At 71.2% G+C, this 14,113-nt stretch carries 14 protein-coding genes; 7 read left to right on the top strand and 7 right to left on the bottom strand.

The genetic code is table 11. The annotated features are described in order from the left end of the window. Positions 1 to 7 precede the first annotated feature (7 nt). The 5 genes from pucL to ACIGXE_RS20370 all read right to left on the bottom strand — a co-directional run bounded on the left by pucL (position 8) and on the right by ACIGXE_RS20370 (position 2,673). Positions 8 to 931, bottom strand: a complete 924-nt coding sequence (gene pucL / locus ACIGXE_RS20390; RefSeq protein ID WP_399749260.1) for a factor-independent urate hydroxylase — start codon at positions 929 to 931, stop codon at positions 8 to 10. Positions 932 to 936: 5 nt separating this feature from the next. After that, entirely contained in the window at positions 937 to 1,344 is a 408-nt protein-coding gene (uraH, locus tag ACIGXE_RS20385) for a hydroxyisourate hydrolase (RefSeq protein WP_399749258.1), read from the bottom strand. After that, positions 1,344 to 1,859, bottom strand: coding sequence for a 2-oxo-4-hydroxy-4-carboxy-5-ureidoimidazoline decarboxylase (gene uraD / locus ACIGXE_RS20380; protein WP_399749256.1), 516 nt, complete (start codon positions 1,857 to 1,859; stop codon positions 1,344 to 1,346). The genes uraH and uraD overlap by 1 nt, the downstream gene beginning before the upstream one ends. Before the next feature lie 155 nt (positions 1,860 to 2,014). Continuing rightward, on the bottom strand, positions 2,015 to 2,353 hold the full coding sequence (locus ACIGXE_RS20375; RefSeq protein WP_399749656.1) for a helix-turn-helix domain-containing protein: 339 nt from the start codon (positions 2,351 to 2,353) through the stop codon (positions 2,015 to 2,017). A 44-nt stretch (positions 2,354 to 2,397) separates the two neighbouring features. Further along, complete coding sequence (locus ACIGXE_RS20370; protein WP_399749654.1) at positions 2,398 to 2,673, bottom strand: hypothetical protein; 276 nt, start codon at positions 2,671 to 2,673, stop codon at positions 2,398 to 2,400. 140 nt (positions 2,674 to 2,813) lie between these two features. On the opposite strand from ACIGXE_RS20370, the gene ACIGXE_RS20365 reads away from it, so the two are divergent. From ACIGXE_RS20365 to ACIGXE_RS20355, 3 genes are all read left to right on the top strand, one after another. Continuing rightward, complete coding sequence (locus tag ACIGXE_RS20365) at positions 2,814 to 3,647, top strand: TIM barrel protein (RefSeq protein ID WP_399749254.1); 834 nt, start codon at positions 2,814 to 2,816, stop codon at positions 3,645 to 3,647. A 66-nt stretch (positions 3,648 to 3,713) separates the two neighbouring features. Then, on the top strand, positions 3,714 to 4,604 hold the full coding sequence (locus ACIGXE_RS20360) for a 2-hydroxy-3-oxopropionate reductase (protein WP_399749252.1): 891 nt from the start codon (positions 3,714 to 3,716) through the stop codon (positions 4,602 to 4,604). 194 nt (positions 4,605 to 4,798) lie between these two features. Continuing rightward, positions 4,799 to 6,262 (top strand): catalase, encoded by a 1,464-nt coding sequence (locus ACIGXE_RS20355; RefSeq protein ID WP_399749250.1) that lies wholly within the window; start codon positions 4,799 to 4,801, stop codon positions 6,260 to 6,262. A gap of 389 nt (positions 6,263 to 6,651) precedes the next feature. Here ACIGXE_RS20355 and ACIGXE_RS20350 read toward each other — a convergent pair whose 3' ends face one another. Next, entirely contained in the window at positions 6,652 to 7,860 is a 1,209-nt protein-coding gene (locus ACIGXE_RS20350) for an MFS transporter (protein WP_399749249.1), read from the bottom strand. Positions 7,861 to 8,103: 243 nt separating this feature from the next. Here ACIGXE_RS20350 and ACIGXE_RS20345 point away from each other — a divergent pair, with 243 nt between their 5' ends. After that, positions 8,104 to 9,078, top strand: coding sequence for an ArsR/SmtB family transcription factor (locus tag ACIGXE_RS20345; RefSeq protein ID WP_399749247.1), 975 nt, complete (start codon positions 8,104 to 8,106; stop codon positions 9,076 to 9,078). A gap of 135 nt (positions 9,079 to 9,213) precedes the next feature. Here the strand turns inward: ACIGXE_RS20345 and gcl are convergent, their stop codons facing one another. Continuing rightward, entirely contained in the window at positions 9,214 to 10,992 is a 1,779-nt protein-coding gene (gene gcl, locus ACIGXE_RS20340) for a glyoxylate carboligase (protein ID WP_399749652.1), read from the bottom strand. A 222-nt stretch (positions 10,993 to 11,214) separates the two neighbouring features. Here gcl and ACIGXE_RS20335 point away from each other — a divergent pair, with 222 nt between their 5' ends. The 3 genes from ACIGXE_RS20335 (at position 11,215) to ACIGXE_RS20325 (ending at position 14,054) form a co-directional block, all read left to right on the top strand. Then, positions 11,215 to 12,600 carry a hypothetical protein gene (locus ACIGXE_RS20335; protein ID WP_399749245.1) on the top strand — a complete coding sequence of 462 codons (1,386 nt, stop codon included), beginning with the start codon at positions 11,215 to 11,217 and terminating at the stop codon, positions 12,598 to 12,600. Positions 12,601 to 12,668: 68 nt separating this feature from the next. After that, on the top strand, positions 12,669 to 13,457 hold the full coding sequence (locus tag ACIGXE_RS20330) for a TIGR04222 domain-containing membrane protein (protein ID WP_399749650.1): 789 nt from the start codon (positions 12,669 to 12,671) through the stop codon (positions 13,455 to 13,457). 72 nt (positions 13,458 to 13,529) lie between these two features. Continuing rightward, positions 13,530 to 14,054 carry a GNAT family N-acetyltransferase gene (locus ACIGXE_RS20325; protein WP_399749243.1) on the top strand — a complete coding sequence of 175 codons (525 nt, stop codon included), beginning with the start codon at positions 13,530 to 13,532 and terminating at the stop codon, positions 14,052 to 14,054. Positions 14,055 to 14,113 lie beyond the last annotated feature (59 nt).

Genomic DNA, 14,113 nt, shown 5'->3' with positions numbered 1-14,113 from the left:
GTGCCGCTTAGAGGTTGGTCATGTCGACCGGGATCTGCGCCGTGGCGCCGTCCCGCAGGATGGTGGCCTCGATCAGGCCGTACATGCGGTCGGCGGCGTAGTAGACCTCGTTGTCGTTCTTCAGCCCGAAGGGCTCGAGGTCGACCAGGAAGTGGTGCTTGTTCGGGAGCGAGAAGCGGACCTCGTCGATCTCCGCGCGGTGGTTGATGATCCGCGTGGCCATCTGGTAGAGCGTCTGCTGCAGCGAGTACGAGTACGTCTCCGCGAAGGCCTCGAGCATGTGCTTCTTGGTCTGCTCGTAGGACCGCTCCCAGTTGGGCATCCGCTGCTCGTCGGAGGTCCAGTTGAAGCGCCACTGACCCGATACCTGGGTGGCGAGGATCCGGTCGTACGCCTCCTTGAGGGTGGTGTACTTGTCCTTGATGTAGCCCCAGAACTCCGAGTTGGTGGAGTTCATCACGACCAGGTCCTTGAGGCCGGAGATGACCTCGAACTTCTCGCCGTCGAAGGTGATCTGGGTGGTGCGGGTCTCCTGGCCCTTGCGGACGAAGGAGTGGTTGACCTCGTCCGCGCCGATGAACTTGGAGTTGGCGTCGGAGCTGGCGATCCGCTCCCAGGCGTACTCCTCGATCCGGATCCGGGCCTTCTTGATCGGCTCCTGGCTCGTCACGAAGTGGCGGGCGAGGTGGATGCCGAACTGCTCGGCGGACTCGATGCCGTACTCCTTGGCGAACGCGAAGACCGTGTTCTTCGTCGTGTCGGTGGGGAGGCAGTTGGCGTTGGAGCCGGTCAGGTGGACGTCGTCGAGGTCACCGGAGAGGGCGACGGAGACGTTCAGGTCCTTGATGTGGTGCGTTCCGCCGTCGCGCGTGATCTTGACGACGCGGTTCTCTGCTTTGCCGTACTGGTTCTGGCCGAGAATCGTGGGCATGTCTGCTAGCTCCCTCGGTAAACGGAGTAGCCGAACGGGTTGAGCAGCAGCGGCACGTGGTAGTGCTCGCCCGGGACGACGGCGAACGTGATCGCCACCTCCGGGAAGAACGCTCCGGTCGTACCACTGTCCCGATTCGCGGGGGCGTCCTGCTGCGCCTCGGCTTGCTTGTTCTGCTTGCTCAGGAAGTACGCCTCGGTCTGGAAGTCGAGACGCACGTGGGTCGTGCCCTCCGGCAGGGCCGGGAGGTCCTTGCATCGCCCGTCCGCGTCGGTGGCGGAGCCGCCCAGGGCGACCCACTCCGCGTCGGAGCCGGCGCGGGCCGCGAGCGTGATGGCCACGCCCTCGGCCGGTCGGCCGATGCTGGTGTCCAGGATGTGGGTGGACACCGAGGCGGTGGTGTCGGTGCTCATCAGTTCTCTTCCTCGGTCTCGACGAGACGGGTCAGGCGGATGCGGTTGATCTTGCCCAGTTCGGTGCGGACGATCTCCCGCTCCTGCTCGGGCGAGTTCTCGATCCGTGCGCGGATCGCGTCGCGCATCTGCTCGCCGGTCCTGCCGGTGGCGCAGATGAGGAAGACATGCCCGAACCGGTCCTGGTACGCCAGGTTGAGTTCGAGCATCTCGGCCTTGAGCTCCGCGGAGGCGCCGGCCATCCCGCTCTGCTCGCGGGAGGACGTCGGGTCCCCTGCCTTCGGACGACCGATCGGCGGGTGGCCCGCCATCGCGTCGGCCAGGTCCTCGGCGGTCAGCTCGGCCATGGCGGCGTCACTGGCGAGGAAGAGGGCTTCGGCGGTGGCAAACGGGCGCTGGGCGAGCAGCTTGCTCCCCCACGCCGAGCTGGAGCACACCTCGTGGAGGGCGGCGACGGCGTCGCCCTCCGCCAAGGTGTTGAACCGGGTCAGACCCGGTGTCGTACCTGAAGTCACGGGAAGCCTCCGTGGCTGTTTTTCGCTGTGCGTCGGACGGGCTGCGGATAGCTAACGCCCTCCGCAACACCACGTCAACACTTTGTTGAAAACTCGGCCACACAAAAGCCGTCGTCCCGACATCTGGACGACGGCTTGTGGTCAAACATGATCAACTACCCGTTCTTGGGGGCCTTTTCCCTGTTCAGGGCGGTCTCCCGGTTCAAATAGTTGTACACGGTGAAGCGGCTGACGCCCAGCGCCCCCGCCACCGTCTCCACCCCATGGCGCACCGAAAAGGCACCACGTGCCTCCAGGATCCGCACGATCTCCTGCTTGCTCTTGCGGTCGAGCTCGGCGAGCGGCACACCGTGCCGCCGCTCCATGGCGGCCAGAATGTGGTCCAGGGATTCGGACAGCTGCGGAAGCCGCACGGCGAGCACGTCCTCGCCCTCCCAGGCCAGCACCACGTCGTCGGTGCCCGCCTGCTCGGGGACCAGCATCTCGGCGCCCATGGCGTCGACCAGCGGCTTCACCGCCGCGACCAAGGGGTGCTCGGTCACTTCCCCCCCTCACCGATCACGTCACCGGTCGCCTCGCCGATCACGTTGACCTGCAGCGACACCCGGGTGGCCCCGGCCGCGAGGGACCTGCGCAGCAGCGCGTCCACCGCGGTGAGCACCGCGTCGGCGCCGCCTTCCGCCGTATTGCCGAAGGGACCCACGTCGACCGCGTCCAGCTCGGCCGACTGGATGACCTCACGAGCCACGACCGCGTGCGCCGGCGCCTCGTCGAGGTCGAACGGCTCGGTCGTGAACTCCACTCTCAAACGCACCATGCCCCCACGCTACGGGCCGTTCGCGGCCTGCGGGAGTCCCGGACCTGCGAGGTCCTCTTGACAAGTCGGCCGCTCTGATAGCAACCTTCCACCAGACAGAAACTTACTTCCGCAATACGGAAGGAGCGCCGCCCCTCATGGGATACACGGACCAGCGCTTCGATGTGAACCTGTCGATCCTCTTCACGGAACTCCCGCTCCTGGAGCGCCCCGCGGCCGCCGCCGCGGCGGGCTTCACCGCGGTCGAGCTGTGGTGGCCCTGGATCGACACCGCCACCCCCGACCAGAGCGAGCTCGACGCCCTCAAGAAGGCTCTTGAGGACGCCGGCACCCAGCTGGTGGGCCTGAACTTCTACGCCGGCCAGCTCCCCGGCCCGGACCGCGGCGCGGTCTCGGTGCCCGGCGAGGAGTCGGACCGCTTCCGCACCAACATCGACATCGCCGCGGACTTCGCCGCGTCGGTCGGCTGCAAGGCGCTCAACGCGCTCTACGGCAACCGGGTCGAGGGTGTGGACCCGGCCGTCCAGGACGAACTCGCCCTGGAGAACCTGGTCCTGGCGGCCCGCGCGGCCGACCGGGTCGGTGCGATCCTGCTGATCGAGACCCTCAACAAGCCGGAGTCGCCGCTCTACCCGCTGGTGAGCGCCCCCTCCGCGATCGAGATCGTCGACAAGGTCAACGCGGCCACGGGCCTCGGGAACGCCAAGTTCCTGCTCGACATCTACCACCTGGCCATGAACGGCGAGGACGTCAGCCAGGTCATCGCGCAGTACGCCGACAAGACCGGCCACGTCCAGATCGCGGACATGCCGGGCCGTGGCGCCCCGGGCACCGGCGAGCTCCCGCTCGAGCAGCTGCTCGACGAGCTGAAGAAGGCCGGCTACGACGGCTGGGTGGGCCTGGAGTACAAGGCCGCCGACGCCGCCGCGTCCTTCGCATGGTTGCCCGCCGAGGCGCGCGCCGCCAAGTAAGTCCGGGCGTTCAGCCAGGCGACTCCCGCCCTTTTCGTACGAAGCTTCAGAGAAGGACCCTCCCCAATGAGCAACCTCCCCAGCATCGCGTGGATCGGTCTCGGCATCATGGGCTCCCCCATGTCCGAGAACCTGATCAAGGCCGGTTACTCCGTCACCGGCTTCACCCTCGAGCAGGACAAGCTGGACCGCCTGGCCGCCGCCGGCGGCACCGCGGCCGGCTCGATCGCCGAGGCCGTCAAGGACGCCGACGTGATCATCACGATGGTGCCCGCCTCCCCGCAGGTCGAGGCCATCTCCTACGGCCCCGAGGGCATCCTGGAGAACGCCAAGCCGGGCGCGCTGATCATCGACATGTCGTCGATCACCCCGCAGACCTCGATCGACCTCGCCAAGAACGCCGCCGAGAAGGGCCTGCGCGTCATCGACGCCCCGGTCTCCGGCGGCGAGGCCGGCGCCATCGAGGCCGTCCTGTCGATCATGGTGGGTGGCGAGCAGGCCGACTTCGACGCGGCCCTGCCGATCCTCGAGGCCCTCGGCAAGACCATCGTCCTGTGCGGTCCGCACGGCTCCGGCCAGACGGTGAAGGCCGCCAACCAGCTCATCGTCGCCGTCAACATCCAGGCGTGCGCCGAGGCCGTGGTCTTCCTCGAGAAGTCCGGCGTGAACCTCCAGGCCGCCCTGGACGTCCTCAACGGCGGTCTGGCCGGCTCCACGGTCCTGACCCGCAAGAAGGACAACTTCCTGAACCGGGACTTCAAGCCCGGCTTCCGGATCGACCTGCACCACAAGGACATGGGCATCGTCACCGACGCCGCCCGCAACGTCGGCGCGGCCCTCCCGGTCGGCGCCGTGGTCGCCCAGCTCGTCGCCTCCCTGCGTGCGCAGGGCGACGGCGGCCTGGACCACTCGGCCCTGCTGCGCGCCGTCGAGCGCCTCTCCGGCCAGCAGGTCTGATCCGGCCCCCCGTTCCGACGGGGCCCTGATTTCCGGACGGCGGTGGCGCTGACAACCTGTCCTGTCGCGCCCAGGCGTCGCCGCCGTCCGGAACACCACACTTCTTTTTCAACAAACTGTTGACGTTGTTCGAGGGGCGTCCTTACGCTCCTGAGCACTCCCAAACTCAGCAGTGCAGCTCAGGAAGGTCCACCATGTCGAAGCGCGTGCTTACGACCGAGTCCGGCGCCCCGGTCGCCGACAACCAGAACTCCGCCACCGCCGGCGTCGGTGGCCCCCTCCTCCTGCAGGACCAGCACCTGCTGGAGAAGCTCGCGCGCTTCAACCGTGAGCGCATCCCGGAGCGCGTGGTGCACGCCCGCGGCTCCGGCGCGTACGGCTACTTCGAGGTGACCGACGACGTCACCGCCTGGACCAAGGCCGCGTTCCTCTCCGAGGTCGGCAAGAAGACCGAGCTGTTCCTGCGCTTCTCCACCGTGGCCGACTCGCTCGGCGGCGCGGACGCGGTCCGCGACCCGCGCGGCTTCGCGGTGAAGTTCTACACCGAAGAGGGCAACTACGACCTCGTCGGCAACAACACCCCGGTGTTCTTCATCAAGGACCCGATCAAGTTCCCCGACTTCATCCACTCCCAGAAGCGTGACCCGTTCACGGGCAAGCAGGAGCCGGACAACGTCTGGGACTTCTGGGCGCACGCCCCCGAGGCGACCCACCAGGTGACCTGGCTCATGGGCGACCGCGGCATCCCGGCCTCGTACCGGCACATGAACGGCTACGGTTCGCACACCTACCAGTGGACCAACGAGGCGGGCGAGGCCTTCTTCGTCAAGTACCACTTCAAGACGAACCAGGGCGTCCGCTCCCTCTCGGCCGAGCAGGCCGCCGAGCTCGTCGGCAAGGACGCGAACTCGCACCAGACCGACCTGCTGCAGTCCATCGAGCGCGGTGTGAACCCGTCCTGGACCCTCTACGTGCAGGTCATGCCGGCCGCCGAGGCCGCGGAGTACCGCTTCAACCCGTTCGACCTCACCAAGGTGTGGCCGCACGCCGACTACCCGCTGCAGCGCGTGGGCCGCCTGGTCCTCGACCGCAACCCGGACAACGTCTTCGCCGAGGTCGAGCAGGCCGCGTTCTCCCCGAACAACTTCGTCCCGGGCATCGGCCCCTCGCCGGACAAGATGCTCCAGGGCCGCCTCTTCGCCTACGCGGACGCCCACCGCTACCGTCTCGGCGTCAACCACACCCAGCTCCCGGTGAACGCCCCCAAGGCCGTTCCCGGCGGGTCCGCCGACAACTACGGCCGCGACGGCTTCATGGCCACCCGCAACGGCTCGCGCCACGACAAGAACTACGAGCCCAACTCGTACTCCGGCCCGCGCCAGACCGACGTCCCGCTGTCCGCGCCGCTCGCCGTCCAGGGCTGGACCGGCACCCACGCGGCCCCGGAGCACGTCAAGGACGACGACTTCTTCCAGGCCGGTGAGCTCTACCGCCTGATGTCCGAGGACGAGAAGGCCCGCCTGATCGCCAACATCGCCGGTGGCCTCTCGCAGGTCTCCCGCGAGGACCTCATCGAGAAGAACATCGCCCACTTCGCCGCCGCCGACCCCGAGTACGGCCGGCGCGTCGAGGAGGCCGTCCGCGCCCTGCGCGACTGACCTTCTCAACCCCGACTGCGTACGGCATCTGACGGGAGGTCAGTAGCCGTACGCAGTCCGGAACACCGGCCCGGATGAGGGGTGGTCGGTGGACCGGACAGCGTGAGGACCGCGGTGGCGCCGAGCCAGTGCGGTGGTAAGGACTCCGGTTCCCCTTCTTGACCTGAAGGAAGGGGACCCGCCGGAAGTCCGTCGGCACCACCGCGGTCCCAACGCCCCCCTTCTCGCACGGAAGGGGGCACAGACTCCGCCCGGCGGCGCGAACGTCCTGTCGCGCCAGCCTCGCACCGTCGGGCGGTCACCACGTCGCGCCGTACGGTTTACGGTCCCGTACAGCGCGTTCGAAGACCAGGGCCTGACCTCGCACAGTGGTCAGGCCCTGGTCCTTTTCACGTTCCCGTCCGGGCACGAGCGGTACGCACCCCGGACGGGGTCCCGTCGGACCGCCGCCCCTCGGCGAGGACGAGCGTCAGGGTGACGGCGAGCGAGCCGGCCGCGAGCAGGGCCATCGCCGTTGCGGGCGACGTGAGTTGGGCGATGCCGCCCGCGAGGGCCGCGCTCAGTCCCTGCAGGGCGAGCATGCCCGACGCGTGCAGGCCCAGCGCGTGGCCGCTCAGCTCGTCCGGGACGAGGGCGGTCAGCCGCTCCTGGTAGAGCAGGCTCGCGCTGTAGCCGACCGCCGACACCGTGACCGCGACCACCACGAGCGGCAGCCCGGGGTCCAGCGCGAAGACCAGGTACGGGGCCGCCAGCAGCGCCTGCAGGGGCGCGGCGAGCCGGCCCCGCCACCGCTCCGGTACGAAGCGCCCGACCACCACGTCCCCGGCCAGCATCCCCAGCGCGGCGCAGGCGAAGAGGAGTCCGGCGCGCTCGGGGGCGTAGGGCACGAAGAGCGACTCGCAGCCGACGATCAGGCCGTTGGGCACCCACAGGGCGAGGTAGGCGAGCCGACGCGGACGGGCGGACCACAGCCGGGCGTTGGTCCGCCAGGTCTCGGCGGCCGAGGCCCGGCCGGTCGCGCGCGGGCCGCGCCGGGACAGCCCGCAGCGGGCGAGCAGCGCGGCGGCGAGGTAGAGCGCGGCGCCGGTCAGCAGCGTGCCGCGGGGCGAGAGCAGCGCGAGCAGCACGCCGCCGGCGGCGAAGCCGGCGATCTGGCAGACGCCGACGGCCATGTTGAACACGGAGCGGCCGATCAGGTACCGCTCGCGCGGCAGGATCTCGGTGAGCAGCCCGTAGCGCACTCCCCCGCCGACGGAGCCGGCGAGACCCTGGAGGAAGAGGATCGCGAAGACGGCGCCGACCGGCAGACCGGGGATCGTCTGGGCGGCGGTGCCGGCCGCGAAGACGAGGGCGACGGCGGTCAGCGCCGCGCGGGGCGGCAGCCGGTCGGCCGCCGACAGCAGGGTCGTGGCACCGACCAGCTGCGCGAGGGCCGGACCGAACATCGCGAGCGCGGACAGCAGCGGGGAGTGCGTGGCCCGGAAGACGAGGGTGGCGAGTCCGAGTCCGGAGACGGTCTGGGCGGCGACCTGGGCGGCGCCGAGGAGGAACAGCGGGGTGAACTCGGGGGTACGGAAGAGGTCGCGGTAGCGGGGCATGCGCCGGAGTCTCGGGGACGATCACGGCGGCCGATATTGTTTCGCGGGGAGGCGAAAGGATCCGGGGGGGGATGGGGGGGGACTGCACGAGGCGAGACAGCGCCGGGTGGGACGGCACGGGGTGGAAGAGCGCCCGGCGGGGCAGGGTGGGACTGTACGGGGCCGGACGGCGCCGGCGACGGCAGTGGGTGGAAGAGCGCCGGGTGGGGCAGCGCCGGGTGGTGAAGGGCAGGGGGTGACGTCATGGGCTGGTGGCAGATCGGTACGGACTCCCTGGCCGCGAGCAGGTTCGTCGTCTCGCCGCTCGCCGAGACCATCGCCGCGCTGAAGACCCTGCACGCCGCGGCCGGCGCCCACGCCGGCGAGCGGGCCTGGCTGGCCGCGCACCTGCCCGCGTACCGTGAGCGCCTCGCCGCCGAGCCGCTCGACGCGCTCCTCGTACGGGCGGCCATCGGACGCACCTGGAACGCGGACTTCCTGACGCCGACGCCGCTGGGCGAGGGCGAGCAGTCCTTCGAGGAGGAGGTCGTGGCGGTCCGGGACGCCGAACCGGGCGACGCCGTGCCCCAGTTGGAGGTGGCGGTGGGCGGTCCCGCGCCGGAGCCGCTGCGTTCGGCGCGCGATCTGCCGCGGCGGATGGCGGGGGTCCTGGAGTGGGTGTGGCAGGAGACGGTGCTCCCCGACTGGCCGCGCCGCCGCCGGATCCTGGAGGCCGACGTGGTGGCGCGCACCGCGCGGCTGGCCCGCGACGGCTGGGCGGCGGCGCTGGACGAACTGTGCCCGGGGAAGATGCGCTGGCTGGGCGACGGGCGGCTGCAGATCAACACCCGTGACTATCCACCGCGTTCGGTGGACGGGGCCCGGATGCTGTTCGTCCCGGTGACGCCGGAGAAGGGCTGGTCGTCCTGGGAGGGGACGGAGCGGTACGCGATCGTGTACGCGTGCTCCGGCGCCCTGACGGACGTCGTCGGACCCGCCGTGCCGGAGGCGCTCGGGGCCCTGCTCGGCCGGGCCCGCGCCGGGGTTCTCGTACGGCTCGAATCCCCCAAGTCCACCAGTCAGTTGGTGGCGCTGACGGGCCAGGGGCTCGGCTCGGTGGGCCGGCACCTGAAGGTGCTGCTCGACGCCGGTCTGGTGCGGCGCAGACGGGCCGGCCGGTCGGTCCTGTACGACTGGACGGACGCGGGCGCGGTCCTCGTACGCGCGCAGACGCCGTGAGGCCCCCGCCCCGGTGCTCAGCGGGGCGAGGGCCTTGTCGTCACGGACCTTCGGAGGTCGGACGTTACTGGGTCGCTCGGACCTTCCAGGTCGGACGTTCCTGGGTCGGACCTACCTGGGTCAGACCTACCTGGGTCAGACCTGCAGGGCCTTGATCGCGGTGGGCGCGTGGCCCGGCTCGGTGGCCAGGTCCTCGAACTCGGTGACGTCGCTCATGTCGACCGTCTTGCTCATCGCGATGTTGGTGATGCGCTCCAGGATCGCCTCGACGACGACCGGGACCTGGAACTCGACGGCCATCTTCTTGGCCTGCTCCAGGGCCTCGCCCAGCTTGTTCGGGTCCTCGACCCGGATCGCCTTGACGCCGAGGCCCTCGGCGACCTTGACGTGGTCGACGCCGTAGACGCCGATCTCCGGGGTGTTGATGTTCTCGAACTCGAGGTTGACCTCGAAGTTGATGCCGAGGCCACCCTGCGCCTGGCGGATCAGGCCCAGGTAGGCGTTGTTCACCAGGACGTGGACGTAGGGGACCTTGTGCTGGGCGGCGACCGCCAGCTCCTCGATCATGAACTGGAAGTCGTAGTCGCCGGAGAGGGCGACGACCGGGGTCTCCGGGTCCGCGGTGGCGGCGCCGATCGCGGCCGGGATCGTCCAGCCGAGCGGGCCGGCCTGGCCGCAGTTGATCCAGTGGCGCGGCTTGTAGACGTGCAGGAACTGCGCGGCCGCGATCTGGGAGAGACCGATGGTGGTGACGTAGCGGGTCTCCGGGCCGAAGGCCTTGTTCATCTCCTCGTAGACGCGCTGCGGCTTCATGGGGATGTTGTCGAAGTGCGTGCGGCGCTGCAGGGTGGCCTTGCGCTCCTGCGCGGAGGCGGCCCAGGCGGAGAAGTCGGGCAGCTTGCCGGCGGCCTTCCACTCCTTGGCGATCTCGACGAAGAGCTCCAGGGCGACCTTGGCGTCGGAGGCGATGCCGTAGTCCGGGGCGAAGATCTTGCCGATCTGGGTCGGCTCGATGTCGACGTGGACGAACTTCCGGCCCTTGGTGTAGGCCTCCATGTTGTAACCGGTGTGGCGATTGGCCCAGCGGTTGCCGATGCCGAGGACGAAGTCCGACTCCAGGAAGGTCGCGTTGCCGTAGCGGTGCGCGGTCTGGACGCCGACCATGCCGGCGGCGAGCTCGTGGTCGTCCGGGATGGTGCCCCAGCCCATGAGGGTGGAGATGACCGGGACGTTGATCAGCTCGGCGAACTCGACCAGCAGGTCGGAGGCGTCGGCGTTGATGATGCCGCCACCGGCGACGATCAGCGGACGCTCGGACTCCAGGAGGAAGCCCAGGGCCTTCTCGGCCTGGGCGCGGGTCGCGGACGGCTTGTAGACCGGCAGCGGCTCGTACGTCTCCGGGTCGAAGTCGATCTCGGTCAGCTGGACGTCGATCGGCAGGTCGATGAGGACCGGGCCGGGACGGCCGGAGCGCATCAGGTGGAAGGCCTGCTGGAAGACGCCGGGGACCTGCGCGGCCTCCAGGACCGTCGTCGCGGCCTTGGTGACCGGCTTGGCGATGCTGGCGATGTCGACGGCCTGGAAGTCCTCCTTGTGGAGCTTCGAGGTCGGGGCCTGGCCGGTGATGCAGAGGATCGGGATCGAGTCGGCGATCGCGGAGTACAGGCCGGTGATCATGTCGGTGCCGGCGGGGCCGGAGGTACCGATGCAGACACCGATGTTGCCGGCCTTGGCCCGGGTGTAGCCCTCGGCCATGTGGGACGCGCCCTCGACGTGGCGGGCCAGGGTGTGGCCGATCCCGCCGACGTTCTTGAGCTCGCGGTAGAAGGGGTTGATCGCCGCACCGGGCACGCCGAACGCGTTGGTGACGCCTTCGCGCTTGAGGATCTCAACGGCCGCTGCGGCGGCGGTCATACGAGGCATGGGAGTGCTCCTCTTCGGGGCCTTGACGGCTTGTTTCCATAATGCGGAAGTAGTGTTCTGCTATACGGAAGCAATGTAGGTGGGGTGGCCGAGAGGCGTCAAGAGAGACCGGGAGAGACTCCGGCGAGACCCCCGTACGTGATGGCCGAAGTCGCTCCCTCGAACGGCCTGATTGGTGGACGATGGGGACGCACGACGCAGAGGGGGTTCGGTGTGGGTGAGTCGGTACAGGTGCGCTGCCCGGAGTGCCTCCGCACGCTGCGCTACGCGGCGCCCGCCTTCCCCTGCTCCTGCGGCACCCCGGTCGCGCCCCCGGTGATCGCGGGCGCGGTCGCCGCGCCCATCACGCACCGCAACTGGTCCGACGAGTGGGTCACCGTCCACTGCCCCGCCTGCACCCGCGCCGCGGACTGGCCCCACCCGGAGGTCGGCTGCCCGTGCGGGGCGGTGTTGCGGGTACCGGTACGGGCGGGCTCGGACGCGGGGAGCGCCGCGCGGGCTTGGGGTGCGGGGGACGGGGGCGGGGCCGCGGACGGCACCGGGTACGGGGGCGGGGCATGGGACGGCGGCGCGGGAAGCGGCAGGCCGTGGGCCTCGGGCGGGGAAGCCGGCGGGCCATCGGCCTCGGGCGTGGAGGCCGGTGGTGCGGATCCCGCGGGCAGGGGTACGGCGGGCGCCGACGGGCACGCGGCGGGTGCGGGCCCTGGCGGGCCTGCGGGGACTGCGGACGGGCGCGGAGGAGGCACGGACGGGCAGACGGGCGTAAACGGCCGGACGGGCGTGGACGGGCCCGCCGGCACCGCTGACGGACGCGCGGCGGGCGGGACGCCCCGCAGCGACGGGGCGGGCCCCGGCCGGGGAGACGGCCACCTTCCAGCCCCCGGGGCCGGAGCCGGCCCGGGGCGCGGTGCCGACCTCGGACACCCTGGCCGCGGCACCGGACAGCCCGGCCACGGCGTCGAGCAGCCCACCCCTGGCCACGGCGTCGGGCAGCCCGGCCACGCCACCACGCAGCCCGGCCCTGGCCGCGGCGCCGGGGACCACGGCCCCGGCCTTGAGGACGGCCCCCGGCGGCCCGGCCCTGACGACGGCCCCGGCCTGGAGGCCATGGCCTCCGACACCTACCCCGCCTCCTTCGCGCACCGGCACCCCTCGCCGCTCCCACCGCCGCCCTCCCCCGCGCCCTCCCGCCCGGGCCCCGGCCCGGCGGCCGCGCGCTCCGCGTTCCGTCCCGTGACGATCCGGACGGCGCGGGACGCGGTGGCGGCGTCCGCCGGGTATCTGCGGTGGCTCGGCTTCCGGGACGTCGTACAGCCCGAGGAGCGGTCGGCGTCGGCCGTGGATCTCCGGGGTCCGGGGCTGGTCGCACAGGTGGATCCGAGCACCCGGCCGACCGGACTGCGGGCGGTGGAGTGCCTGTGGCTGAACGGTCTCAGCAGCTCCGCGGCGAGCGTCTACTTCTCCCTCGCGGGCTACACGCCCGAGGCGCACGAGCGGGCCGAGGGGCTCGGCATCCCGCTCTTCGTGCTGGACCTCACGGGCACCCCGCAGCCCGTCAACGCGCCGGCGAGCGAGCTGCTCATCGCCGGGGCTCCGTAAGTATTTCGGCCATTCGCACGTGACGATCGCCTCTCCCCCGGGCACAACACCCTCGGGGGGTGAACACCATGACGACGGGGATGTGGTGGTTCCTGGGGGCGGCGGTCGGTCAACTCGCGGCAGCGGCGCTGTTGTTGCGTACCCGCAGCCAGGAGCGGCCGGAGCTGCCGCCGCAGGCACTGGCGTTGCTGCGCGGGGGGCCGCAGGCAGCGGTGACGGTGGCGTTGGTCGCGCTGCACCAGCGCGGGGCGGTGGCGGCGGGGCGGAGGGGGACGATTCGCGCCAACGGAGGCGCGGGGCGTACGCGCGATCCGCTGCAGCTGGGCGTGCACCGCTCGCTCCAACGGGCGCTGGCGCTAAGGGTCCTGGCCACGCGCCCGAAGGCCCGGCAGGCGCTGGACGCGCTGAGCGCGGAGCTGGGCCGAACGGGACTGCTCCGGCCGCCGGGCAAGCTGCGGGCGGCCAGGCTGCTCCTGGGCCTGGTCCCGGTGACGGTCGGCGCCGGCCTGCTGGCGACCGGCGTCTCGGGAGCGGCGCTCGCCCTCGGTGCGGTACCGGTGCTGGTCGCGGCGGCGCTGCTGTGCGTACCGCCGACGACCCGCGCGGCCCGGCTCCTGCTCGCGAACCTGCGCGCCCGGCACCCGCTGCCGGCGCACCGCCGCGAGGTGACCGACGGCCGGGACGTCCTGCTGTACGTGGCCCTGTACGGCGATCCGGCGCTCGCGCTCTTCCTGCCGCACTTCTCCCGCGACGGCGGCCTCCTCGGACGCAACGGCAACCGCGAGGACGGTTACGCCACGGGCCGCGGCTGGAACCCGGACAGCGGCCCGGCCTGCACGAGCGGCATGCCCGACTGAGGACGGAGTCGAAGCGGTCTCCGCGGCGGCCACTTCGAGTCCGTCCTCATCCGCGCCGCGCCATACTGGCGTATGCGCATCCGAGTGGCCGCAGCGGCCGAACTCCCCCTGCTCCAGGACATCGAACGCGCCGCGGGCGAGGCCTTCCGCCCCCTCGGAATGGGGGAGATCGCCGACGACGAACCCCTGCCGCTGGAGGTCCTGGAGGGTTATCGCAGCGCGGGGCGGGCCTGGGTGGCGGTGGACGCGGGCGACCGGCCGGTCGCGTACCTGCTCACGGACACCGTCGACGGGGCCGCCCACATCGAGCAGGTCTCCGTGCACCCGGACGCCGCCCGCCGTGGCGTCGGACGGGCGCTGATCGAGCACCTGGCCGCGGCCGCCCAGGAGCAGGGCCTGGCGGCGCTGACCCTGACGACTTTTGCCGAGGTCCCGTGGAACGCCCCGTACTACGCCCGGCTCGGCTTCCGCCGCCTCGACGCCGGCGACCCGGCGCTGACGGAGGGCCTGCAGGCCATCAGCCGAGCGGAAGCGGCCCACGGCCTGGCCACCTGGCCGCGCGTCTGCATGCGCCGCGAGGTGAAGACCCTGGCATGAGGCCGCCGACTGCGAGCCGGGGCGGATTCGCGGAGCGGGTAAGCCGGCGGCTGCGGGCC

Origin of the sequence: Streptomyces sp. NPDC053431, from assembly GCF_044544925.1 — a bacterium.
Lineage (GTDB): Bacteria > Actinomycetota > Actinomycetes > Streptomycetales > Streptomycetaceae > Streptomyces.
This window is presented reverse-complemented; position numbering and strand designations above follow the sequence as displayed.